The 23,802-nt window shown below is 49.3% G+C and carries 29 protein-coding genes; 11 read left to right on the top strand and 18 right to left on the bottom strand.

Annotation, left to right across the window (positions count from 1 at the left end):
* Positions 1–30: 30 nt before the first annotated feature.
* The 5 genes from AC4BAN_RS06840 to AC4BAN_RS06820 form a co-directional block, all read right to left on the bottom strand.
* On the bottom strand, positions 31–435 hold the full coding sequence (locus tag AC4BAN_RS06840) for a hypothetical protein (protein WP_490563642.1): 405 nt from the start codon (positions 433–435) through the stop codon (positions 31–33).
* A gap of 163 nt (positions 436–598) precedes the next feature.
* The gene (locus tag AC4BAN_RS06835; RefSeq protein ID WP_490563641.1) at positions 599–1,228 is read right to left on the bottom strand and encodes an OmpA family protein; all 630 of its coding nucleotides are present in this window, start codon (positions 1,226–1,228) and stop codon (positions 599–601) included.
* A 285-nt stretch (positions 1,229–1,513) separates the two neighbouring features.
* Positions 1,514–2,134 (bottom strand): OmpA family protein, encoded by a 621-nt coding sequence (locus tag AC4BAN_RS06830; protein WP_490563640.1) that lies wholly within the window; start codon positions 2,132–2,134, stop codon positions 1,514–1,516.
* A gap of 133 nt (positions 2,135–2,267) precedes the next feature.
* Positions 2,268–2,528, bottom strand: a complete 261-nt coding sequence (locus AC4BAN_RS06825) for a hypothetical protein (protein ID WP_490563639.1) — start codon at positions 2,526–2,528, stop codon at positions 2,268–2,270.
* A gap of 143 nt (positions 2,529–2,671) precedes the next feature.
* Positions 2,672–2,875 carry a hypothetical protein gene (locus AC4BAN_RS06820; protein ID WP_490563638.1) on the bottom strand — a complete coding sequence of 68 codons (204 nt, stop codon included), beginning with the start codon at positions 2,873–2,875 and terminating at the stop codon, positions 2,672–2,674.
* A 379-nt stretch (positions 2,876–3,254) separates the two neighbouring features.
* Between AC4BAN_RS06820 and AC4BAN_RS06815 the strand changes: the two genes are divergently transcribed.
* The 6 genes from AC4BAN_RS06815 to AC4BAN_RS06790 all read left to right on the top strand — a co-directional run bounded on the left by AC4BAN_RS06815 (position 3,255) and on the right by AC4BAN_RS06790 (position 8,183).
* A complete protein-coding gene (locus AC4BAN_RS06815; protein WP_490563637.1) occupies positions 3,255–3,563 on the top strand; it encodes a hypothetical protein in 309 nt (102 codons plus the stop codon).
* Between the two features lie 37 nt (positions 3,564–3,600).
* The gene (locus AC4BAN_RS06810) at positions 3,601–4,338 is read left to right on the top strand and encodes a hypothetical protein (protein ID WP_490563636.1); all 738 of its coding nucleotides are present in this window, start codon (positions 3,601–3,603) and stop codon (positions 4,336–4,338) included.
* Between the two features lie 79 nt (positions 4,339–4,417).
* On the top strand, positions 4,418–5,122 hold the full coding sequence (locus AC4BAN_RS06805; RefSeq protein ID WP_490563635.1) for an alpha/beta fold hydrolase: 705 nt from the start codon (positions 4,418–4,420) through the stop codon (positions 5,120–5,122).
* Positions 5,123–5,133: 11 nt separating this feature from the next.
* Positions 5,134–5,562 (top strand): septal ring lytic transglycosylase RlpA family protein, encoded by a 429-nt coding sequence (locus tag AC4BAN_RS06800; protein ID WP_490563634.1) that lies wholly within the window; start codon positions 5,134–5,136, stop codon positions 5,560–5,562.
* 119 nt (positions 5,563–5,681) lie between these two features.
* A complete protein-coding gene (locus AC4BAN_RS06795; protein ID WP_490563633.1) occupies positions 5,682–6,056 on the top strand; it encodes a hypothetical protein in 375 nt (124 codons plus the stop codon).
* Positions 6,057–6,311: 255 nt separating this feature from the next.
* Positions 6,312–8,183 carry a M61 family metallopeptidase gene (locus AC4BAN_RS06790; RefSeq protein ID WP_490563632.1) on the top strand — a complete coding sequence of 624 codons (1,872 nt, stop codon included), beginning with the start codon at positions 6,312–6,314 and terminating at the stop codon, positions 8,181–8,183.
* Between the two features lie 35 nt (positions 8,184–8,218).
* Here the strand turns inward: AC4BAN_RS06790 and AC4BAN_RS06785 are convergent, their stop codons facing one another.
* From AC4BAN_RS06785 to AC4BAN_RS06760, 6 genes are all read right to left on the bottom strand, one after another.
* Positions 8,219–8,884: a ZIP family metal transporter gene (locus AC4BAN_RS06785; protein WP_490563631.1), complete on the bottom strand. Its 666-nt coding sequence runs from the start codon at positions 8,882–8,884 to the stop codon at positions 8,219–8,221.
* A 102-nt stretch (positions 8,885–8,986) separates the two neighbouring features.
* On the bottom strand, positions 8,987–9,724 hold the full coding sequence (locus AC4BAN_RS06780; RefSeq protein WP_490563630.1) for a class I SAM-dependent methyltransferase: 738 nt from the start codon (positions 9,722–9,724) through the stop codon (positions 8,987–8,989).
* 130 nt (positions 9,725–9,854) lie between these two features.
* Entirely contained in the window at positions 9,855–10,163 is a 309-nt protein-coding gene (locus tag AC4BAN_RS06775) for a hypothetical protein (protein ID WP_490563629.1), read from the bottom strand.
* Positions 10,164–10,272: 109 nt separating this feature from the next.
* Positions 10,273–10,860, bottom strand: a complete 588-nt coding sequence (locus AC4BAN_RS06770; protein WP_490563628.1) for a hypothetical protein — start codon at positions 10,858–10,860, stop codon at positions 10,273–10,275.
* 107 nt (positions 10,861–10,967) lie between these two features.
* On the bottom strand, positions 10,968–11,825 hold the full coding sequence (gene nadC / locus AC4BAN_RS06765; protein ID WP_490563627.1) for a carboxylating nicotinate-nucleotide diphosphorylase: 858 nt from the start codon (positions 11,823–11,825) through the stop codon (positions 10,968–10,970).
* Between the two features lie 66 nt (positions 11,826–11,891).
* Positions 11,892–12,305, bottom strand: coding sequence for a DUF4783 domain-containing protein (locus AC4BAN_RS06760; protein WP_490563626.1), 414 nt, complete (start codon positions 12,303–12,305; stop codon positions 11,892–11,894).
* Between the two features lie 236 nt (positions 12,306–12,541).
* On the opposite strand from AC4BAN_RS06760, the gene gpmI reads away from it, so the two are divergent.
* The 3 genes from gpmI to AC4BAN_RS06745 all read left to right on the top strand — a co-directional run bounded on the left by gpmI (position 12,542) and on the right by AC4BAN_RS06745 (position 16,283).
* Positions 12,542–14,068 (top strand): 2,3-bisphosphoglycerate-independent phosphoglycerate mutase, encoded by a 1,527-nt coding sequence (gene gpmI, locus AC4BAN_RS06755; protein ID WP_490563625.1) that lies wholly within the window; start codon positions 12,542–12,544, stop codon positions 14,066–14,068.
* A gap of 8 nt (positions 14,069–14,076) precedes the next feature.
* Positions 14,077–14,652 (top strand): hypothetical protein, encoded by a 576-nt coding sequence (locus tag AC4BAN_RS06750; RefSeq protein WP_490563624.1) that lies wholly within the window; start codon positions 14,077–14,079, stop codon positions 14,650–14,652.
* 122 nt (positions 14,653–14,774) lie between these two features.
* On the top strand, positions 14,775–16,283 hold the full coding sequence (locus AC4BAN_RS06745) for a M43 family zinc metalloprotease (protein ID WP_490563623.1): 1,509 nt from the start codon (positions 14,775–14,777) through the stop codon (positions 16,281–16,283).
* A 9-nt stretch (positions 16,284–16,292) separates the two neighbouring features.
* Here the strand turns inward: AC4BAN_RS06745 and AC4BAN_RS06740 are convergent, their stop codons facing one another.
* The 3 genes from AC4BAN_RS06740 to prfA all read right to left on the bottom strand — a co-directional run bounded on the left by AC4BAN_RS06740 (position 16,293) and on the right by prfA (position 19,351).
* The gene (locus AC4BAN_RS06740; RefSeq protein ID WP_490563622.1) at positions 16,293–16,712 is read right to left on the bottom strand and encodes a secondary thiamine-phosphate synthase enzyme YjbQ; all 420 of its coding nucleotides are present in this window, start codon (positions 16,710–16,712) and stop codon (positions 16,293–16,295) included.
* A 69-nt stretch (positions 16,713–16,781) separates the two neighbouring features.
* A complete protein-coding gene (locus AC4BAN_RS06735; protein ID WP_490563621.1) occupies positions 16,782–18,155 on the bottom strand; it encodes a hypothetical protein in 1,374 nt (457 codons plus the stop codon).
* A gap of 122 nt (positions 18,156–18,277) precedes the next feature.
* On the bottom strand, positions 18,278–19,351 hold the full coding sequence (gene prfA, locus AC4BAN_RS06730; RefSeq protein ID WP_490563620.1) for a peptide chain release factor 1: 1,074 nt from the start codon (positions 19,349–19,351) through the stop codon (positions 18,278–18,280).
* A gap of 297 nt (positions 19,352–19,648) precedes the next feature.
* On the opposite strand from prfA, the gene AC4BAN_RS06725 reads away from it, so the two are divergent.
* Positions 19,649–19,969: a thioredoxin family protein gene (locus tag AC4BAN_RS06725; RefSeq protein WP_490563619.1), complete on the top strand. Its 321-nt coding sequence runs from the start codon at positions 19,649–19,651 to the stop codon at positions 19,967–19,969.
* A gap of 6 nt (positions 19,970–19,975) precedes the next feature.
* Positions 19,976–20,218 (top strand): DUF6952 family protein, encoded by a 243-nt coding sequence (locus tag AC4BAN_RS06720; protein WP_490563618.1) that lies wholly within the window; start codon positions 19,976–19,978, stop codon positions 20,216–20,218.
* A 141-nt stretch (positions 20,219–20,359) separates the two neighbouring features.
* Here the strand turns inward: AC4BAN_RS06720 and AC4BAN_RS06715 are convergent, their stop codons facing one another.
* The 4 genes from AC4BAN_RS06715 to AC4BAN_RS06700 all read right to left on the bottom strand — a co-directional run bounded on the left by AC4BAN_RS06715 (position 20,360) and on the right by AC4BAN_RS06700 (position 23,786).
* Positions 20,360–20,971 (bottom strand): TetR/AcrR family transcriptional regulator, encoded by a 612-nt coding sequence (locus AC4BAN_RS06715; protein WP_490563617.1) that lies wholly within the window; start codon positions 20,969–20,971, stop codon positions 20,360–20,362.
* Between the two features lie 139 nt (positions 20,972–21,110).
* Entirely contained in the window at positions 21,111–21,791 is a 681-nt protein-coding gene (locus AC4BAN_RS06710) for a carotenoid biosynthesis protein (protein ID WP_490563616.1), read from the bottom strand.
* Positions 21,792–21,799: 8 nt separating this feature from the next.
* Positions 21,800–23,278: a 1-hydroxycarotenoid 3,4-desaturase CrtD gene (gene crtD / locus AC4BAN_RS06705; RefSeq protein ID WP_490563615.1), complete on the bottom strand. Its 1,479-nt coding sequence runs from the start codon at positions 23,276–23,278 to the stop codon at positions 21,800–21,802.
* A gap of 67 nt (positions 23,279–23,345) precedes the next feature.
* Positions 23,346–23,786: an SRPBCC family protein gene (locus AC4BAN_RS06700; protein ID WP_490563614.1), complete on the bottom strand. Its 441-nt coding sequence runs from the start codon at positions 23,784–23,786 to the stop codon at positions 23,346–23,348.
* Positions 23,787–23,802 lie beyond the last annotated feature (16 nt).

Genomic DNA, 23,802 nt, shown 5'->3' with positions numbered 1-23,802 from the left:
ACGCAGCCTGCAACCTCAGCTAAAGTAACCTCACACAGCTGCCATCAACCACTCCATCGCTTCGTGTTCATCATCGAAGTTGCGGAGGACCAGCTTACTATTAAAGGACTGGCCTTTGTCGATCAGGACCTCTACAGCCTCACGGTTTTTCTCGGACAGGGAGGGGAGGCGTGCCATGCACTGCATCGAGCTTTTAGTTACATGCGGCAGGTATACTTCCATTATCCAGCCCATATCGGTGGGTGCGATCGACTTCATCAGCCGGTCATCGGCAAGCCAATGCGTTAAAGAGAAGCGATCAATCATTTCCATACAAAGCAGCAGCACTTCGCGCAACTCTGCTCCACGAAGCAGACCATTCCACCTGGCTATGCCCAGATGAGCCTTCTCATCGTATTGGATGGTTACAAAGCTGTTCTGAAAGTATAATTGCATGCAGCAAGCTGTAAATATAGCAGAAATACCAAATTAAGAATTTATTTCATAATCCTCTCAGGCAATGGTGCAGGTGCTAGCGTAAGTAATTTTGAAATGCTCATTAACAAGAAGGCCGCTGGTGTACACCAGCGGCCTTCTTGTTATAAACTGTTATAGGCAACTATTGCTCTCGTGTAACTACCACCACTGCAACACGGCGGTTCAGTTGGCGACCACGTGCGGTTTCGTTAGTGGCCCTTGGTGCTGTTTCCCCCATCGCTTCTATAGACAGTCGGCGGGCATCTATCCCCCCCTTGCTTTGCAGCCAATTTTTTACAGCGTTTGCACGCTCCGCAGACAGTTCTTTATTATATTCGTTACTTGCCCGTGCATCAGCGTGTCCGAATATTCGTATCTGACCATTTTTTGGCAAATCCTTTATTTCATTTACAATTTCCTTCAACTTCTGCTCACCTTCTGGCCTGATCTGCGCTTTGTCTGTATCAAACAACATTCTGTCATCCATAGTGTAGATGTTGTATTCATTGTCGGAGCGCATCTCTACCTGAGCCGTCTTCATCTCGGGGTCATCCACCACGGGGGCGTCCCAGTTAATACCGGCCCAGAAATCATCTCCAACATCCTTGATCTCCATGCCATCAGCCTCTACCCGGCCCCGGTCATCGTTATACATCACAGCCGTGTCGGCTGTGGCATCTCCTAACGTATCGTTCTCTACATTCCCTTTGGGGTCGTTACAAGCTGTTACAAGCCCGATCCCCATAAACATCAATAGTGTACTTTTTTTCATAGTGTTTTGATTTTGTTTCATACTACAGCGTACGCAGCAGAAGCTCTACAGTTTAAATACAGCCTTTTGGGAAGCCAGAAGGGAGGTGGGCAAGTAGATAGCGAGCAGATAAAATGAAGTATAGCAAGATAAATGGAGCTTGGGGGGCTCAGAAATATTGGAGGGCAGAAAAAACGCAGCCAGTGAAAGATGATCTTCCACTGGCTGCGTTATAATAAATAATTGCCTGGCTTTACTGTCTGTAAACACAGTAAACTCTAAAGCACCAAGTTCGTGCGCATAGGCCTATTTCTCAACAAAAACCACTTCCACGCGCCGGTTCTGCTGTCTTCCCCGGGCAGTCTGGTTGGTAGCTTCAAACATATTTTCACCAACAGGCACCAATTTCATGCGCGAGGCATCAAGTCCGCTATTGTTTTGCAGCCAGTCTTCCACTGCTTTGGCCCGTTCCATGGCTAACGCTTTGTTATAGTCTTTGCTGGCCAACGCATCTGTAAAGCCATACACCCTGATCATACCTTCTTTATTTTCTTTTTTAAGGGCACTGGCGATTGCCTGCAGTTTTTTCACCCCACTTGGCCTGATCTGCGCTTTGTCCAGATCAAACATAATGTCTTCGCCAACGGCATAAATACGGTATCCCTCAGAGCCCCGTAATTCTATGTTCTCAGCACGTAGCGCTGGATTCTCGATAGCGGGGGCATTGAAGTCCACTTCTTTAAACTCCTCCTCATCCGCCTCCAGAACACCTCCGTTCAGGGCGTCTTCACTGTACATCACGGCCGTATCCTCTGTCGCAATCTCGCGTACTTCGGCGGCACTGTCCACTTTATCTTCTTTTACCTCGTTGCAGCTTGCCAGTAAGCCAGCGGCTGCCAATAGTGTGATTGTTGCGTTTAATTTCATAGTTGTGTTAGTTTGGTTATGCCTTACTGTACGCACCTGCAAAAGCCAACGTTATAGATTCGGCAAAACACAGCACCAGCAGCATGCTGCTTTAACATGCAATTAAGGCAAAGAACTAAAAAGAGGAGAAGGGTTAATTTATAAACCTGGCTTTTATAATGGATGTCAGGAAATCGTGTATCTCCACAGTTTCCTTGTCATAAATAAAGGTGTTATACAACTCAGCTGAGGTTTGTTTTACAGAACAACTGTTCTGAATCATCATAAAAATCAGCTCCCGTAATCGGTACGGGTGACCCGCAATGTTCATCACGCACTCCATGTCGCTGCTTTCAACATGCAGAAACATGTGCTCCACGTGATTCACATCTGCCATAACATTTTGATCAGACATAGGTGTAAAGTTTTCTTTGGCACTTCTATAATGTCTGTATTAACTAAAAAGGTGCCAAAGTGCACTTAAAACTTCAAGTGAAAATGCAGAGGAAGCGGAAAGCTGTAGTATTTTAAGAAAGGGCAAATGAATACCCGGCTGTTTTACAGCCGGGTATTCATTAGTTTAAATGCTTCAGCCCTGGAAATATCTTTTTCCAGGATCAGGGGAGGGTCGTCATCCTTTGAAACCACTAGCGTATAATGGTCGCTCTTATCCTGGTAAAAAATAAGCGTCGTAAGATCTTCATATCCTATACTGAAGATCTTACGGGGTTCTATACCATGATAATATTTATAATTATCCAACTTTATGTTCTTTAATAACCTCATATTCCAACACCTGTCTGGTATTTTAACGGGGTTATAGGTCTATTTTGTTTCATTAACCTGTAGTTGTACCATCAGATTCTTCTTATAATCATAACAATTTCACTTATTTATTTACATCTAAATATGCTTATATTTAAGCAAGCCTAGAAGGGGCAACCGGGCAAGTTGCTTAAGGCTACGGTTTTTCAAAAGGATTACCTTTTAGGTTATATCAAAATAGAGGCAACTGGATTTAACTTCGTAATATTAGGTTGTTAAATGGTAAGCTTGCATAACAGACTGGCATGACAGTTTTTTACAGAATACAGATATTTTTACTTAACTAGGTGCCTGCTTACATAGTCAGGATTTGCGTATGAGCAACAACGGGAAATATAGCTGGATGAGCTGGCTCTTTTATTTTATTATATTTGAGACGGTTGTTTTCCTGGGGCTGCAATGGCTGCTCTCTGGCATGGGCAATACCAACCAGCTGCAAGCCGAGAATACGGTAATTCCTAACTGGGTAAAGGCCGTAACGTTCATACTGCTATACATTTTGTGCCTTTTGTTCGTTGTGATGTTAACCAGCAACCTGGTGCCCAGCAAACATCGGCGCCAGCTTATGCGTTGGGTATACCTGGCGCTGGTGGGCATGGTGGTCATGCTTTTCTTTATCTATTAAAAACCGCAGGAACACCTGCTTATACTTGTTTTTGAAAATGAAACGGAACATTTACTTATGGCTGCTTTGCTTACTGGTAAGCGCTGCAGCATCCGCGCAAACCGGAAACAGCCAACCAGGCAGATATTACATACAGCTCCAGAATGGGGAGATCATTTATGCGAATAGGATACAGCTGAAGTCGCCGCTTTTTAAGACAAACCATTTCCTGCTGAACGACTCCCTGAAATATAACCCAAGCATGGTGGCAGCTTACCAAAACGAAGATGGATACTTTGCACGTGTAGAGGCAGGCAACAGTTATGACGACTTTGCCAAGCGCTTGCTCGATGGCCCCCGCATTGACAAATTCTATACTTCCCGGACAGTATATGATTATGGCTACGGGGGCTATTCGCCCTATGGATACGGGGCCCCGCGCACCAACCGGAAGCGTATTTATTTTTTCTCGAAAGATGACGGGCCACTGTACCTTCTGGACTTTAACAACTTGCAGCAGGCATTGGCTGATAATGCCGCCAGTATGGATATACTGGGTAAGTACAGAAGAGACAAGCTGATTAATACCGGCGTATCTATACTTGGTGTTGGTTTGTTGGCGGCTGGCACGCTAAGTTCTCTTAATAACTCTGCTGACCCCAACACAGGCGTAAAACTATCCCCTTTAATGTATGCCGGGGTAGGGGTGTTGGGCGCTCAGTTTGTGATCAACCTCTTTCAGAAAGATAAGCTGACGCAGGCTATGGAGGTCTACAACTATCAGATCAGGCAGTAGTACACGCCATACTAAACTACCTTGGTGCAAAGCCGATATCTTGTCTGGTGTATTTTTTTTACCGCAAAAACTGTTAGCGATGGACAACCTGCTGCTGTTGCACGGAGCTTTGGGCGCCCGCGCCATGTTTGGTGCGCTTCGAGCAGAACTTGATGGGCATTACCACGTCTTTACCCTCGATTTTGCAGGGCATGGCGGCCACGCACTCCCTGAGCAGCCATTTAGCATGCACTTGTTTGCCCAAAACATACTAAACTTCTTAGACCGGGAAGGCTTGGATCAGGTGCATGTATTTGGCTATAGCATGGGAGGATACGCCGCGTTAATTTTTGCCCAGCAGTATCCGGAGCGTGTGATCAGCATTTTTACCCTGGCAACAAAGTTTGCCTGGTCTGCGGAGGTCGCTGCGCAGGAAGCCAGTCGGCTGTTGCCAGAAAAGATAGCGGAGAAAGTGCCCCAGTTCGCGCAGTTGCTCGCCACACGGCATGCCCCCCAAGACTGGAAGCAAGTGGTACACAAAACGGCAGAAATGATGCGACTACTAGGCGAAAGCCCTTCCCTTACGCCTCAGAATTTACCAGGTCTGCGCGTGCCCGTGCAGGTAGCAGTCGGTGATCGGGACCACATGGTGAGCTTAGCTGAAACCCATTGGGCCTTCCAGCTTTTACCAAATGCGCGGCTGCTGGTGCTGCCTGCCACAAAACACCCATTGGAGGATGTTCCTGTGGAAAGGTTAAGTTATGAAATCCGACTTTTTACCGGCACCTTGGCCTCCATGATTTAAATATTATTACGATGCATCTTTTTTTCACTTGTAAAATTTTAACTCGTTTCTTTCGCGGTTCGGCCTTGCTCTTTTTACTTGCTGCGTGTTTGAGTTCCTGCGTGGGCTCGGCACCGGCTTTTGGTGAGCGCGGTTATACCGAGGAGGGCCGGGCATCTTACTATAGCCCGAAGTTGCAGGGCCGGCAAATGGCTAACGGCCAACCGTACAGGCGTGGCAAATTAACGGCCGCCCATAAAACGTTGCCATTTGGCACAAAGGTGAAAGTAACCAACTTACAGTCGCATAAAACGGTAAAAGTTAAGATAACTGACCGAGGGCCTTTTGTTAAAGGCAGAATAGTTGATTTATCAGAAGCAGCGGCCAGACGAATAGGTTCTACCAAAGCCGGCGTGGTGCCCATTAAGATGAAGGTTGTAAAAAGCGCTGCTAGAAGGTAAAATTAATAGTATATACACAATATTATATGTTTAGCCTCGTTTACCAAATTAAACAAGACGTTCTCTAAATTATACCAAAAATATTTTGATTTACATAAAAATATTAGTTACTTTGGCCTATGAGTAAACTGTGGAAAAGTGTAGGTAATCATGTGCTAATAGCTATACTAACGCTATTTTGCCTATTTGTTGCACCCGTTACTTATTCTCACGAGAACAGCAACAGCACCGGAATAACACAGCAGGCTGCTCCACAGTCCAACGCTGCAGATATTAGCACCGATGACACGAAAAATGTCAAGCCTAAGGTGAAAGCTGCTACCAAACCGCACGAAAAATCTGTTTATGATGCAGAGGTGCTCGCCAGCCCCATTGCTTACTTTAGAAGCGCTTTCTTTTCTGAGGAAGATGAGTCAGAAGCATCACCAAGTTCAAGTGCTGTAGTTATTACGATCAAGGCACTGGTTGCTACACTGCTCTCCACCATTCTGTAATTTCTTACTACTTGCTTTTAACGGCAATTTTAGCGCAACTTGTTTAAAACATATTGCGCTGGTGTTAGTTGTTTTTGCATAAGCCTCTTACCAAGGGTGTAATACAAAATTCCCATGTTTGTGTTTAAGTGTTAACAGGCCACAGCTAATTGCTTTGGCCTGTTTCTTTGTGTGCCGCTGAGGCGGGTAACCACACTGCCGTCTACAGCATATTCCCATTTTTCAGTATCTTTAACACCTTACAATTTCCTCATCATGGCCAGCAAACTTAACTTTCCTCACCAGCTAACAAGCCTTTTTTTACTGGCTGCCCTGCTCCTGGTATCCCATACATCCAAAGCGCAGGAGGATGCTTACCGCATCAACCTCGATCTGAAACATGTTACCGACGACAAGGTGAAAGTAGTGGTGCATCTGCCCCAAATAAGGGAAAGCCAGATAACCTATATCATTCCGAGTGTAATTCCTGGCTCGTATGCCCAAAAAGACTATGGCCGTTTTATCAGCAAATTCAAGGCGTACGATGCCAAAGGCAGGAAGCTAAAAACAACGCAGCAGAACAAAAACCTCTTTGTAATTGAGCGTGCCAATAAGCTGGATCGCATCGAGTACCTTGTGGATGATACATGGGATGTGGCCAAGGACGATAATTACATATTTCAGCCAGGGGGCACCAATATTGAGGCCAACAAGAGCTTTATGGTGAACCACTTTGGTTTTTACGGCTACCTGGAGGGCTACAAAATGCTGCCTTATACCATTCAGATACAGAAGCCTGCGCACCTGTGGGCTGCCACATCGTTGCCCGTAACCCACGTAAACCCGGAGCTGGATGAGCTACATGCGGCAGACTATGTGCGCCTGGCCGATGCGCCGGTTATGTACAGCCTGCCCGACACCGCCAGTTTTAGCATAGGCGCCACCACAGTATCGGTGGCGGTGCATTCAGAAACCGGCCTGGTAAAGGCTGCCGCTGTGCGGGAAATGATAAAACCTTTGGCAACCGCGCTGCATAATTTTTTCGATGGCATGCCAGTGGAGCGGTACCAGTTCATCATGTACTTTCCGCAGCTATCAGATAAAAAAATTACCCGGTTCGGCGGTTTTGGCGCACTGGAGCATTCTTACAGCTCTGTTTATTTTCTGCCCGAGCAAACCGGCGAAGACCTGCGCAGCATGGTGCTTGACGTGGCCTCACATGAATTTCTGCACATCCTCACGCCCCTGAATGTACATAGCGAAGAAATTGAGTTTTTCGATTTTAAAGACCCAAAACTTTCGCAGCACCTCTGGCTGTATGAGGGCGTAACCGAGTACTTTTCGCAGTTGGTACAGTTGCACGAGGGCCTTAAAAGCTATGCAACGTTTCAGGAGGAGATGATGGGAAAAATGCGGGAGGGCAGCAAATACCCCGACGTCTCGTTTACGGAGATGAGCCGCCGCATCATAGCGCCTGCGTACCAGGAAATGTATAATAACGTGTATCAGAAAGGGGCCCTGATCGGCTTCCTGCTCGACATCCGCTTAAAGGAGCTGAGCCATGGCCGCCAAGGGTTGCGGGAGCTGCTGCTCGATCTTTCGAAAACATACGGCCCCAACAAACCTTTTAAAGACGATGAGTTGATAGAGGTGATCGTGGCACACACTGCCCCTGAGGTACGTGAGTTCTTTGACGCCTACGTAACTGGCAACACCCCCTTGCCTTACGCGGAGTACTATCATAAAATCGGGTGGGCCTTTACGGATAAAAAGCCCGGCACAAAGTATACATTCGGGGAGTTCAGGCTAGGATTTGAGAAACTCCGAAAGTTTTTCTGGATAGCGGCGCCTATGAACAATGCTTTTGGCCTTAAAAAGTATGACATTCTGTATGCCGTTAACGGGGTGCCGCTAACCGAAGACAACATCTACCAACTCCTGAAGCCATTGCTTGAGGTAAAAACAAAGGACGCCGTAGAGGTTTCCTATATCCGGCAGAACCAAAAGTATACCAAGGCTTTTACTCCAACACAGCAAGCAGTAGATCTCACTTTCGTGCTGGAGGAAAACGACGCGGCAACGCCTGCTCAGTTGCAGTTAAGGCAACAAGTGCTGAAAGCAGTGAGCCAAACAGCAACCCAGGAATAAGACAAGTATAAATGATGCTGGTGGGTGGGACTGTGTTATACAAAGTCGCTTGCCAATGCCAGCAGAAGGCCGAGTAAGGTTGCCACCAGTTTGTTCCGGTTAAAATGGTGGTCCGGGCTGGTCTCGAAAAGTATGGTGGTGGAAATGTGCAGGAAATTACCGGCCACCAGGCCCGTAAGCGCTGTGTATACCAGGCCGTCAGGGGCCTCCTGGCCGAGCACCAGGTTGCTGAAAACAATGCCCAAAGGAGAGCCCAAGGCAAAAATGAGCAGCCATATAAACGCTTTCCTGAAGTTCTCGAGCCGCACCAGCAGCACCGACATTAAAGCGAAGGCTGCCGGGATATGGTGCAGGGCTATGCCCAGCAGCACGACATAGAAATTATTGCTTGTGCTATGCACATGCCCTGCCGCCTCGGTAAAACGTTGCTCTACCAGTATGCTGCCCTCTAAAAACGAATGCACAAACAAAGACCCCAGCAGCAGGAAGGGCATGGAGCCCAATCGCCCCTGGTCATGGTGGTGTATGTGCCCGTGCTCCACGCCATGCGAAAAGAGCTCCAGCACTAACTGCAGGAAAAAGCCCGCCAGCACCCAGTACCCGACCCCATACGTTTTGTCTGCACTGCCAGCCAGCACATCGGGCAATAAATGAATGATGGTGATGGTAAACAGGTAAGCCCCGCTAAATGCCAGTGCCATTTTAAGCCACTTCGAGCTATGGGGCGGAAACACTTTTACAAGAAAACCCGATAAAACGACAGTGAAAAATAATGCAAGGATAGCTATTAACATGCCGCTGGCTTATTTCTTGAGTACAAAGATCATCCGGTCACTGGTTTGCCGGTGGTAGGGGTTCAGGTGATAGTCTCCGAATACTTCCACGAGCCGCAGCTGCGTCATACTGAAATACTCCATAAAGTCTTCTTCCCGTAAGGCACGCACGCGCTCCTCAAAATGAAACTCCTCCCCTTTATCGTGAAAGCGGATCGTTTTAACGATAAAGTCGTTCTCGAGTTTTCGCGTGATCCGGAATGTGATGCCCTGCACCTCTTTTTCTTCCGTTGCCACCAGTTCCTCAATGATCCTGTTGGTGTTCATGAAGTCGATCACCAGCTTGCCGCCATGCTTCAGGGTTTCGGCGGTGGCGCGCAAGGCAACCACATTCTCGGTTTCGTTATCGAAATACCCAAAGCTGGTGAACAGGTTCAATATAAAATCGAAATGCTCCGGCTTGTATACCAGCCGCATGTCATGCTCATCGAAATGGAGGCGCTCGTTCTCAAACTGCCGGGCGTAAGCAATGCTCTGCTCAGACAGGTCGATGCCTGTCACATCGTAGCCCTTCTGGTTCAGATACACAGAATGGCGGCCTTTGCCGCAGGCAAGGTCCAGTAACTTATCGTTTGCTTTAGGATGCAGGTAGGCGAGGAGGTTGTCAATAAACAACCGGGCTTCCTGCAGGTCACGATCTTTGTACAATATATGGTAGTACGGCGAATCGAACCAGGTACTAAACCACTCTACTTCCTGTTGTGCCATGAATTAGGTAAAAGCAATAGTGTTGCAAATATAGCCGATTTATTTGAAGGCGGCTATCCACGGCCTCAGCCAAAATAAAGGGGCCTGACACTTTTGAGTAGCGTCAGGCCCCTTTGTATATGGTGTCGGACTAGTGCTGCTCAGCGCCGGCTTTGCTGTTTGTCTCCGTCACTTCTAATATGCTATCACCCGGTTGAATGGAATTTCCCCCCAGGTCAGCGTCTGGCATTACCTCTTCGTGTTCTACCTTACTGTGCTGCACCGCGCCATGTGCTACCTCGGCGCCACCTGCATCCGAAACGTTGTAAGTATCGCGCGTGCCGGGGGCAACCATCTCTGTAGATACTTTCTCACCTGGTCTCAGATCTTTTGGGGTATCGCAGGCAGTCATAAACAGCCCACAAACAACGGCAAAAACTGCTGTTACGTTCTTATTCATCTTTATTGGTTTTATACTTAGGGTTATAGGTGCCGCGCATTCACACAAACCGCGATACCCTGACTCTTATTTAATTACGCTTAAATCTCAGGCAAAGGTTTTTGTTGTACTAAGCGCCCAGGCTTTTCCTTCGCAAAATGCTTTCCATCAGCTTTATATCGTTCTGGCTGTTGAAGATGCGGTAGGGAAGCAGGATGAAAACAGGGGCCTGAAACGTACGGGCCACCCAGCCTTTCCAGCCTCCGGGCAACTGATCGGCTGTTGGAGGCTTCAGCCACAGCATAAAGGCATCATCCCTTCGCTGGGCTTTCTGGATCATGTCCCAGGTGAGTGCCATGCCTTCGCGCTCGTTGCGCTTCATAAGTATCTGGCGGTTATCGATCTCATAGGTAAGTTTCTCGAACAGCACATTGCCTTGCTCCACACGCGTTACGCCCATTACCTGTGCCGAGCGCAGCAGCACAAACAGCAATGTTACCACCACGGCTATCGTCACCCACCACCACGAAAAACTGAAGATGGCGGGTATCAGTAAAATAACCAGTGGAATCAGGGCGTACCACCATTCAGTTCGCCATACCTGCGTTACCGCGATTTTGGTAAACAGATCTTTATCTAACTGGTACTTTTTTGTGCGGATGGCTCCTGGGGCTGCGCCCTGTTGCATCCGGTGACCTCTTTGGTTTGGTTGCTGCATATTAGTTTTAATAAGATTCGCTGTTCTCTTCCTACTCTCCGGCCTTGGCTATAAAGAGAATGTCAGGGGGCGCACTGGCTTTATAAATGCAAGTACGCTTTTACTTTTTAGTATGCCTTTAAGCTGAGGTCTATACTCTTGATAGAATGCGTTAAGGCACCTACCGAAATATAATCAACGCCGCATGCTGCCACAGCACGAATGGTTTCTTCCGTTATCCCACCCGAGGCTTCTGTTTCGTACCGCCCACCGATCATGGCCACTGCTTCCCTCATTGTGTCCGGGGTCATGTTGTCGAGCATAATGCGGTGCACGCCGCCGGTATCGAGCACCTGCTGCACCTCGGCCAGGTTACGCGTTTCCACCTCAATGCGCAGGTCTTTGCCCTTCTCTTTCAGGTAGCGCTGTGTGGCTGTAATTGCCTCCCGGATGCCGCCTGCATAATCCACATGGTTATCCTTCAGCATGATCATATCGAACAAACCGAAACGGTGATTATGCCCTCCGCCAATCAGCACGGCCCATTTCTCCATTATCCGGAAGTTAGGGGTTGTTTTGCGGGTATCCAGCAGTTTGGCTCCCGTGCCCTCTATCAGGCTGGCCAGGTAGTGCGTGTAAGTGGCTATGCCACTCATGCGCTGCATGCAATTAAGCACCAGGCGCTCTGCAGTAAGTATGGCTTGCGCCTTGCCTTTTAAAGTAAAGGCCACATCTCCATATTTTATTGGTGCGCCATCCTGCAACAGCACATCCACGCGCAGATTGGGGTCCACGGCACGAAAAATATAACCCGCCAGCTCTACGCCTGCCAGTATGCCTTCCCCTTTTACCAGCAGGTGCGCCTGGTTTTGCGCGCTCTCCGGAATGGAGGCGAGCGAGGAATGGTCGCCGTCTCTTACATCTTCGGCCAGGGCCAGCGAAATAAACTCGCTTATACTTTTTTCGGTCAGGTATGTCGGTTTCACGGTGCAAAAATAAAAAAAGGCTCGGTATAAACCCCGAGCCTTCTTAAAAATCTCATTATTATCTTTTTAATCTTTGATAAAGTTCATGGATTGGATCAAATACTTGCCTCCCGAGTCCTTCATGCGCACAAGCACAGTATACGTTCCGCCTTTTGAGGCATAGGTACCAATCGCATAACGTTGCCCTTTGTCTGATGTTCCCTGGTGGCTATAGGAAAAATCGAGGGGAGGATTCTTGCTGAAAAAGTTCTTCATCACAAACTCAGCCTGTGTGCTGCTGTAGTTAGTAGCCTCCCCTCCGTCTAATGTAATCTCAACTACGCTGTTAAAGTTCCGGGCCAGGTCTTTAGAGGAACCCATTTTAATAGCCGACTTTACGCCGCCCATGGCATCGCCCTGGCCCATCACCTGCCCGGTTGCAAAAAACATAGCGGCGACCAACAACGAAAATACTACTGCAATGTGTTTAAGGTTTTTCATAAATCATGTTTGTAATCTTGCCATACTATTAGCTAAAACTATGCCACATAGTACCACGCCCGGTTGATTGTGCTGCAGAGCAGCAGGTATCATCTAAAGATAAGAAAAATGCACTTACTCACGTACAATCAGTATAGATTAAAAACCAAAAGCTGGCTTTAGCAGTAGCCGTTACTGGAGCAACAGCGCCAAAAGGCTTTAAACAGCCATTGAAAGATTATAACTATATTTGCAGCATGGATAAAAAGGTTCTCTTAGTGATTTTAGATGGATGGGGCATCACCACTGATCCGAAAGTTTCAGCGATCAAACATGCCAGAACACCTTTTATAGACGGCATCATGGAGAAGTATCCCACTACTCAGCTCCAGGCATCGGGCGAGGCGGTTGGCTTGCCCGATGGGCAAATGGGCAACTCCGAGGTGGGGCACATGAACATAGGCGCCGGCCGCGTAGTGTACCAGGACCTGGTTCGCATCAACAAAGCGATAGCAGACCATAAATTGCGCACCTTGCCTGCCCTGGCGAACGCATACACGTACGCCCAGGAAAACAAAAAGCCGGTGCACCTGATCGGGCTGCTTTCTGATGGCGGCGTGCACTCGCACATTGATCATTTAAAAGCCCTTTGCACCGCCGCCTCCGACCAGGGGCTGCAGGAGGTGTATATCCATGCTTTTACCGACGGCCGCGACACCGACCCCAAAGGCGGCGTGAAATACATCAACACCTTAGAGCAACACCTCGAGAACACCACCGGCACCATCGCCTCCATAGTAGGCCGATACTATGCCATGGACCGCGACAACCGATGGGAACGCGTAAAACTGGCCTATGACCTGCTGGTGAAAGGACAGGGCAAACCCTCTCAGAACCTCATCCAGTCGATGCTGGAGTCTTACAAGGAGGGGGTTACGGATGAGTTTATCAAACCAATCGTGAAGGTAAACGATAACCAGGAGCCCATTGCCACGATTAAAGAGGGCGATGTGGTGATCTGCTTTAACTTCAGAACAGATCGGGGGCGCGAAATTACACAGGCCCTGACCCAGCGCGATTTCCCGGAGCAGGACATGCACAAACTTGACTTGCGCTACATCACCATGACCAACTACGACGACACGTTTACAGGCGTGGAGCCGATCTTTGAAAAGGATAACCTGAATAACACGCTCGGGGAGGTTTTAGCCAAGGCCGGCAGGAAGCAGATTCGGATCGCGGAGACAGAAAAATACCCTCACGTTACTTTTTTCTTCTCAGGAGGGCGCGAAACCCAGTTTGAGGGGGAAAGCCGCTTGCTATGCCCTTCGCCCAAAGTTGCCACCTACGACCTGCAGCCCGAGATGAGCGCTTACGAGATACGCGATGCCATCGTGCCGGAGCTGGAGAAAAAATCCGCTGACTTTATATGCCTCAACTTTGCAAACCCGGACATGGTTGGCCATACCGGTGTGTTTGAAGCAGCCATAAAAGCCTGCGAGGTAGTAGACCAATGCGCAGAAAAGGTGATCAGCACTGCTCTGGAAAATGATTACGCCATTCTTGTAATCGCGGACCACGGCAACGCCGACATGATGATTAACCCCGACGGCACGCCTAACACCGCGCATACCACCAATCTGGTACCCTGCGTGCTGGTGAGCAACGATTTTAAGGGCACCCTGCATGCGGGTAAACTAGGAGACCTGGCACCAACGATCCTGGAGTTGATGGGATTGGAGAAGCCCGGGGAGATGAATGGTGTTTCACTAATCGATAATTAAGCGCGCCTGTGGCAAAGCATCTTTCGCTGTTTCTTTTAAGTCTTCTGGTTGTCGCTTCAGCCTGCGAACGGCCTGTTCCACCTGTTTCTGACGAGCAAGGCACCACTTATGACCTGACAGACTTCCTGAAACGGCAGCAGCAGTACCTTAGCTCTGAGAAGCCGATGGTACTTAAGTCGGTTAGAACGGAGAAAAAGCCCACAGAAACTATACAGACCAACGCCATTGATTGGGAAGATGAACTGGCGGCTTTCAACCAGGCTGACCTGAACCGCCCCTCCCTGAAAGAGTATTACACCAAGCAGGAAACTGTGCTGCCAGATGGCAGCACAGCCATTGAGTACCATAAAATACCGGATAGCGAGCCCGTGGTGCAATACCTGCGCCTGGTTGTTACCCCCGACCGTCAGCTGCAGCAAATGAATGCCGTACTGCAGGATAAAAACCCCTTGTTTTATACCCGCCGGCGTATTGAGTTGCAAACCAGCCCGGCCACGGGCAATATTTCCAATTACAACGTACAGGGGGTTCAAAAGCTGATCTTCAGCGATTCTTTGCACTACCAGGTAGACGTTAACCTGTAAGCAAATATTTTAGGGCCTGTTACAAAGCTACTTACTCTTAAAAGTGCGGCGAATTTAGTATCTTGCCAGGCAGGCACCTTCTTTTTAAAAAAGCTGGGGCTGCTTTTACGCTTTATCTGTATATGCGCCACACGTTACTCCTTCTCCTGATCTGTTTCTGCCTGCCCCAGGCTTGCTTTGCCCAGGATACCTTTACCCCGCCTCCCGCTGCCCGACGCAACTGTGGCACAGAGACCTATGTGAAGGAGCTGCTGCAAAAGAACCCTGACTTTGCCCAAATGCAGCAACAGGCCGAACAGGCTATTGAGCAGGCGCTGCAAACAAAACCACAGGGGCAATACCAACGGCAGGCCACGGTTACAGTGCCAGTCGTTTTCCATGTCATCTACAACACTGCCTCCGAGAATATCTCGGACGAGCAGGTACTCTCGCAATTAGCCATTTTAAATGCTGACTTCCGCAGAAAAAATGCAGACGCGTCGAACACACCCTCCTATTTCAAACCCTTCGCAGCGGATACTGAAATTGAGTTCTGCCTGGCCACCCTCGATCCGAACGGTGACCCTTCCAACGGCATCACCCGCACACCCACCAGCAAGACCACCTTTGATTATTTAACCGACGAGATGAAGTTCTCAAGCTCAGGGGGGATCAATGCCTGGGACCGGACCCAGTACCTGAACATCTGGATCTGCCGCATCTCTGACAACATACTTGGGTATGCAGCCCCTCCGGGGTCTCCTGCTGCCACAGATGGCGTGGTGCTGCACTTTGCCACGGTAGGTGCCCCACCCTACAACAAGGTAATCTGGAACTATAACCAGGGGCGCACGGCCACCCATGAGGTAGGTCATTGGCTTGGGCTGCGCCACATATGGGGAAATGGCTCCTCCTGCAACGATTCTGACGGGGTGGAGGATACCCCAAACCAACTGGAAGAGAACGTGGGCTGCCCAACGGGCAACAAACTATCCTGTGATAACGGACCTTACGGCGACATGTACCAGAACTACATGGACTATACCGATGATGCCTGCATGAACCTGTTCACTGCCGGCCAGGCACAACGTATGCAGGCAGCGCTCAGTGCCTCCCGGGGCTCGCTGTTCAGCTCGCTTTCCTGCTCCGCCACCTTGCGCTCTGACTTTAAAACCGCCCTTACCGGCGATACACTGGTGCTTGCTGGCAGCAAGGTTAATTTTGCAAATGCCTCTGCAGGCGTACGGCCCACCTCTTATCAATGGGAGTTTGAGGGCGGCGTGCCAGCCACCTCCACAGAAAAAGACCCGGTGGTGAGCTACCCCTGTCCAGGCAAGTATGATGTGAAGCTGACGATTTCTAGTGGCAACCTGACAAGCACCGAGGTTAAAACAGATTATGTGCATGTGACGGTGAACGACCTGGTTGTTTATCCAAACCCATCCACAGGCTTTATTACCATTGAGCAACCTGCCCGCATTCTGGTGCGCCAGGTGCAGCTCATGAACCACGTAGGCCAGGTAATGTTTACCGCCGAGGCCCGCGATCGCGTGTTGCGCATGGATGTCCGGGACTTTTCGCCGGGGGTTTATTTCCTGCACATCACCAGCACAAACGGCACGGTGGTTAAGAAGGTAAGCATCGTGCGGTAAACGCAGCCGTTATTCCCCCTGCAGCGTAACAACGATCGTGCGTTTGGAGGCATGGTCGCGGTGCTCGCAGAGGTAAATTCCCTGCCAGGTACCCAGGTTCAGTTCCCCGTCCCGGATGGGTATGGTTACCGAAGTGCCGAGCAAAGCCGCTTTCAGGTGTGCCGGCATATCATCCGGGCCCTCCAGCGTATGCCGGTAGTAAGGTTGGTTCTCAGGAACCATGCGGGTAAAGTGGCTTTCAAAATCCTGCCGCACGGTGGGGTCAGCATTCTCATTTATCGTTAGGCTTGCCGAGGTGTGCTTGATGAAAACATGCGCCAGGCCAACTGCTATGTTATCTAATTCCGGCAGCTGTGCGGTTAAGAGGTCCGTAATTAAATGAAATCCTCGCTTTACTGCAGGCAACCTTATCTCTTTCTGAAACCACATAGGTATTTTTTTTGAGTGCGTGGTGCGCGCTTAACTATACTTGACGGGTGCGCTACTTGCCGCCCGGGTTTAATCGATCAACCTTTCAAGGGCACCTATATCCGGTGCGGTTTGGCTGCGTGTTTTACCGCGCTTGTCTTGCAACACCGCTGGCAGATACTTAGCCGCGCCATTGGCCGGGGAGAGGGTATCCAGTCTGAAATCGGCTTTATCGGGGGCTTTGAATTTGGGGAGCACATTCAGTTTGTTACCGTTGCCTTTCAGCTGCTCTTTGTAAACATCCGTTCGCAGAATGTTGTTGGCTACTTCCACTGCCGCCGTTATAGGTAGCACCAGCACCTCATTATCAGCGCTGAAACCATCGGAGTATACAATCGAGTTTATCAGTCGCAGTACCGTAGGCTTCTCTTTCACCTGCGTGCCGGGTATAAAATCTGCAATGGCCAGCAGGGGAGTTTCGCGTAAAAGGGGGTTCTTATAACTTACAATGGTAGAATAAATGATCTCATAGTTCCCACCTCCCAGTCCTCCGAAGCCATACTGCCCGCAGTTGCTGATCAGCGTGTTCACGACTCGCACATCAGAAGTAAAGGCCACAATACCGTCCAGGAAAGCATATTGTATGGCACAACCCTCCACCAGCGTGCCCACCCTACCGGGGTTGCCAATACGGAGCCCGTACTGCGTGTTGCGGATGTCGGCGTACCGAATGCTGTTACCGGCACTCTTAACCAGAATCCGGATGCCCTCCCATTGCCCGGGGGCGGCCAGGTAGTCGGGTTCCCGGCGGTACCCGCTGAAGACCACGCGCTCCTCCGGGGTGCCTTCTACGAGCAGTTGCCCGTTTATCAGCAACACTGACTTGTTGCTGCCAAATACATGCGTGCCTTTTTCGATGGTAAGTATGGCACCCTCCTGCAGCAGCACCGTGTCCAGGAGCACGTGTGGCTTGTCGTTCTTCCAAGTGGTGGTGGTCAGGGTTTCTTTGCGATGGAAATACGCATTCTGCCCATACGCCACCAGCTTTACGTTCTGCTGCTGCCCGTTGGTCCTGAAAAGTATGGAATCGGCTACCAGGAAAGGTAGGTTCTCGTCGGAGGGGTTGATGTTGACCTTTACCAGCACGTATACGCTGTCGCCGCCCCGGATAGTGAGGTTGTTCACCAACGGGCTTTGCACGCCGTTCACGATTAGCTGATAAGGGGATGCGCCAGCGCCGGCCAGCGACACCTCACCTACATTAACGGCTCTTTTGTTCCGGTTATATACTTTTAGCCGCTTGGTAATGCTGCCACGGCTCACAAACACGGTGTCGAACAGCAGGGTATCACCCGAAAACTCCAGCACGGCGCCAGGGTCGGTGGTGAAAACCTCATCTTTGGGCTCGCACGAGAGCATCGCAAGCGTAAGGAGCAGGGGCAGTATGGCAAGTAGGTACTTCAAACTAGCGCTTTAGTAATGGCATGGCAAGTGTGCATCAATTTAACTATAAAACAGAAAAAAGGAATGCAGCACAGCTAAACTTGCCTTCTGCATTCCTTTTCGTTTTTGTTTATCTGGTATTGTTAAGCCGTAACGCCTTCTTTCAACCTCTCTGCGTTCTCGGCAATGCGCAACTCCTCGATAAAGTCGTCGATGCCGCCATCCATTACGTTAGGCAGGTTATACACGGTGTAGCCAATGCGGTGATCGGTCACGCGGCCCTGCGGGTAATTATACGTCCGGATCTTATCAGAGCGGTCTCCGCTACCTACCATCGACTTACGCTGGGCGCCTTCCACCTCGTTTTTCTTGGCCAGTTCCTGTTCGTAAATACGGGACCTAAGTACCGCCAGGGCTTTATCGAAGTTCTTTAACTGTGATTTCTGGTCCTGGCACTGGGCTACCAGGCCCGTTGGCAAGTGGGTTAAGCGCACCGCAGAATACGTCGTGTTTACTGACTGCCCACCAGGTCCGGAAGAACAGAACAGGTCTTTGCGGATGTCGTTCATGTCAATCTCCACATCAAACTCCTCCACCTCTGGCAACACTACAATAGAGGCTACCGAAGTATGAATACGCCCCTGTGTTTCTGTTGCCGGCACGCGTTGCACCCGGTGCACGCCAGACTCAAACTTGAGCTTGCCATACACATCCTCACCCGACATGCCCACCATAATTTCTTTGTATCCACCCGAGGTGCCCTCTGTCGCATCGATCAGTTCGGTGCGCCAGCCCATTTTCTCAGCAAAACGGATGTACATGCGGTACAGGTCGCCGGCGAAGATCGAAGCCTCGTCGCCACCCGCACCCGCACGGATCTCCATGATGATATCCTTGCTGTCGTCTGGGTCTTTGGGGATCAGGAGCTCTTTCAGATGATCTTCCATTTGCTCCCGCTGCGGCAGCAGTTCATCCAGTTCCCCTTTGGCCATTTCACGGAAGTCTTCGTCCTTCTCTGTAGCGATCACCTTTTTGGCGCTGTCTATGTTGCTCAGGATGTTCAGGTACTTCTTATATTCAACTACTATTTTGTCCAGGTCCTTGTATTCCTTGTTCAGCGCCTTGTACTTCTTCATGTCGCTGGCCACGTCAGGCTGGATAAGCAACTGGCTTACCTCTTCAAAACGCTTGTTAATGGCTTCTAACTTATCTAACATTGTTCTTATCTGGTTTTAGACTACAAAGATACAAAATTGCAGTGTAGTTTCTTTTATACAATTCAGGTTTAAAAGATGTTCATTTCGGGTGCTCATCTCCTGTTATAACCCCCGCCGGGGCTGTTATAGTTTCCTGACTACACGGGCTACCGGGCGGGTAAATAAAACATTGTGCACCGGGTCTTGTTTACTTTCAGCATGGAAAAACCTGCATATTTGGCCTGTAACATTTACTTTTGCAGGCAGTATGATTAGGGAGGCACTATCTTATTTTTAAACTGATTTAAAATATATTATATGGCTATTATAAAAGCAACCGACAGCGATTTTAACGACATTGTTGGTTCTAATAAAAAGGTTGTAGTAAAGTACTATGCCGACTGGTGCGGCAGTTGCCGCTTGTTTTCGCCTAAATTTAAGCGCATGTCCGATAGTGAGGGCTTTGCTGACATTGCCTTTGTTGACGTGAATGCAGAAACGAGCCCGGAGGCCCGGAAGTTGGCTGAGGTGACAAACCTCCCGTTTTTCGCTATCTTCAAAAACGGGGAGTTGGTAGATTCTGTTGCTGCCAGCAAGGAAGAAGCTGTACTTGCACTTATCCATAAACTCGACGCTTAAACCACCATGAAGATACCCGCTATAAAGAACCTGGTTGAAAACTACAAACTACATGAGTTGTTGGCTGCCGAGGAAGCGATTGTGGATGAGCGGCAACCAGCCATTGCTGTGGAAGGGGAGGATGAAGGCGAGATGCTGACGCATGTTCTGGCTGCCGTCTGGATTCTGAACGACATGAAAGAAAATGAAAACGAATTTAAAACATCGTTGAGGGAGTATACGAAAAAAGTACGCGTATCAATCAGTTAGATAGGGCAGGCGATAAACCAGCCTCAGAAATTTTTGCCGCTTTATATGGCAGGCAAAACGAATTACCGGCAAACGGGCGTACCTTCTTATAAAACCCATAAACTAGAAAGCTGCCCAGTTTACATTGGGCAGCTTTCTAGTTTATGAGTTGATTTTCGTAAAAAATGTTTCGGCCATTTTCCCTCCCTGCTCCGTACAGATCCCCCTGATGTAATACAAGTAAACACTCCGGAACACCTCTCCAATGTTGTAACGCTCGGGCGGGAAAACCTGTGGATTCAGAATCATGGTAAGCTGTTCCAGTATAATTTTTGTTACCAGCTGCAAATTGAGATCCTTTCTGAAAAGACTTTGCAAGATCCCATCATTAATAATGGTTGATATTTGATTATAAGAATACGTTCCTAAATGATCCAGGCACAGCTGCCATACGTTAGGGTAATGCTTCTGGATATCTACATAATACAATGGATTGGTAACTTTAAGGTTCTCAAGGCCATCCTTCAGCAACAGCATGATTGATTCTATCGGGTTTTGGGCATTCGCCATGATGCGCACGTGGTCAGTTTTTTGAGTTTCCATATCAAAAAGAACTGTCTTTTTTACCAGGTCGGCCTTATCAGCAAACATCTCATTGAAAGTGGATTTTCTGATATCCAGTTTGCTAATCAGCGCATCTTCAGAATTTGCCGCAATGCCCTCTCTCTTGAATATCTGAAGGGTTTCCTCCAGTATGGTTTCCTGAAATGTCATCTTTTAAATGTAGGGATTATATGATTATTCACTTACGCGAGCATGGCGTAGATAATTAAAAACGCAAGTTAGACTTTTGGGTAATGCATTACAGTATGAAGCGACCTAAATTATTTATATGCTTTACGATTTTAACGGGTTAATGAGCCGCATAAACGAAAATAAAAAAAAGAAGCTGCACCAGATATACGTAGCGCGCAATTCGGTTACTTTTAATAAAAGTGCTTTTCTGGAAAAAGACCTGTAGCAGCAGGGCCAGGCTAAACCACCCTGCGTAGTTGGTGGCCGGAATTTGCCCTCCTTGCCAGTGCCAGAAATCATATTGCATGGCAACAGGCTCGATAAAGAAATCTAACAGCAGCATAAGGGCGGCACCCAGGAAGGCCTTAGCTACCCAGGGCAGCGGTAGCCTGTTGCTCACCATTCCCGTAACATACACCAGCATGAGCCAGTTTAACCCGATGAGTACCGGTACTTCCCATACTTTAAAGCCAAGCGCCTCCCCATAGGCGTAATTGCCGAACAGCAGACCGGTGTGCACACCCAGCACCTCCGAAAAAAAGCCTGTCAGAAATACAATGGCGACAAACATGAAAAAAGATCTGGTCCACTGCCGATGGAAGGCAAAAAGCAGCCCCAGGGTTAGCAGCAGGTTAAGCGGAGTAAGGTTCTGAAAATAAGCCGGCTCGCCGCTAAACACCAGGCCCCAGGCACCTACGGCATGAAAGATAAACAACACGGCCACCGCCAGAGGCAGCGCGAATTTTTTATACCTCCCCAGGAAGGGCACTACAGCAGGCGCAACTTTAGTATCGGGCATAGCCAAACTTAATTATAATTATGTGGCGCAGGGGCCATCTCTCCCACAATTTTAGCTGATAACAAACATAACGGGATACCTCCGCCCGGGTGTACGCTTCCTCCACAAAAGTATAATCCTTTTACTTTGTTGCTAAAGTTCGGGTGTCGCAGAAAGGCGGCCATTCGGTTATTAGAACTGCTGCCGTACAAGGCCCCCGCGTATGAGGAGGTGCGGTGCTCGATCTGGAGCGGGTCCAGCACTTGTTCTGCCTCTATAAGCGGCGCGATTTCGGTTTGAAGCATCTTGCTAAGCTTGTTCAGAACAGCTTCACGTGTATCGGCGGTCAGCTTCCGCCAGTCCTGGCCCTGGTTGTGCGGCACGTTTACCATCACAAACCAATTCTCGCAGCCAGTAGGGGCATCTGCGGCATCGGCCTTGGAGGTAATGTTTACATACACAGTCGGGTCCGGACTAACACGCTGCTGCTGGAAGATATGCCTAAACTCCGTTTTATAATCCTGGCTGAAAAAGATGTTGTGTACGTGCAGTTGCGGAAAAGCCAGCTTTATACCCCAGTAAAAGATCAGTGCAGAACTGGAGCGGGGTTGCTGCAGAGTTTTTTCGGGCGCCGGCTGATCGGGCAGCAGCTTGCGATAGGTAGGCACCACATCCATGTTACTCACCACCACATCGGCCTTATATTTGCCCCTTTCTGTCTGCACGCCTGTAACCGCACCGTTTTCAGTAATTATCCGCTCAACCGGCTCCTGATACTTAAATGCCACGCCTAACTCCATCGCCAGCTTTACAAGGCTTTCCGCAATAGCGTATATGCCACCTTTAGGGTAAAACGCCCCTACATTGTGCTCCAGGTGCGGGATGAGGTTCAGGGTGCCTGGTGCCTGGTAGGGGTCGGAGCCATTGTAAGTGGCAAAACGATCCAGCAGTTGTACAAAGCGCGTATCGGTGAACTGCCTTGCGTTCGCCTCGTGCATGGTGCTGGTCAGGCCCAGGTCCGGCAGGCACTTCAGGGCTTTCAGCACATCGGTGCTGAAGTATGTATCCAGCTTGTGCAACGACTTGTGCAAAAACGTGTCTGCTGTGCCTTGGTAGAGCCGGCCGCTTTTGGCAAGCGCATCCTGCACCGCCTGTTTGGGCACGCCCAGCTGCTGTTCGGCTTCTGCTGCGAACTGCGCAGGGTCGGCAAAGGCTTTTACATGGCTGCCATCGGGCCAGAAATAGTGTGTGATCGGGTCGAGGCGGGTGTACGTGAAATAATCTTCCGGTTGCCGGCCTGCCAGTGTAAAGAGTTCATCCACCAGGTGAGGAAGGGTAAACAGCGAGGGGCCGGCATCGAAGCGGTAGCCGCCCAGCCTGAACTGATGCATCTTGCCCCCGAAGGTATCGTTGGCTTCAAACACCGTTACATCGTAGCCTTTTAGGGCCAGCCGGATTGCTGAGGCGATGCCGCCAATTCCTGCTCCTATAATGTGGGCCGTTGCCATCTTTTCCTTTACGGGTTTCTACTTACTGTGCTCTAAACTAGCGTGGGCAGGAAAGGTTTTGCAGGTTCTATATTTTCCCGAACTCTTGTTGGTATACGGGCTTTCGCATTCCAAACTGAACCCGCATGATGGGAAATAGTACCAGATCCAGGAGCTTGTAGCCGGTGCTGTAAGTAATGATGTCGTGAATAATGGCGCCCGTGCCCTGTTTTGTGACCAGGTGCTTGTGGTGCCACAGCCGCAGAGGCGGGGGCAATTGCTGGCCCTCATCCACAAAGTATGCAGCCCTGTCCGTTATGTGCCTTTCAGTGATCAGGCTGGTCCAGCGAAACGAGGCAAGGCCGGTTTGCAATTCCACATCCACTACATCGCCTGGCTCGCTGCCATCAAAACGCAACAGCTTTAGCTTGGGGTAAGCAGGCGACAGCTTCCCGAACAGCTGTTCATCAAAAGCATTGAAAACCTGCAGGTAATCCTGGCTGACGTTAGTTTTGAGATGGAGCTGCATGGGCTTAATCGTTAAT

This window comes from Pontibacter sp. GD13, from assembly GCF_058216355.1.
This window is presented reverse-complemented; position numbering and strand designations above follow the sequence as displayed.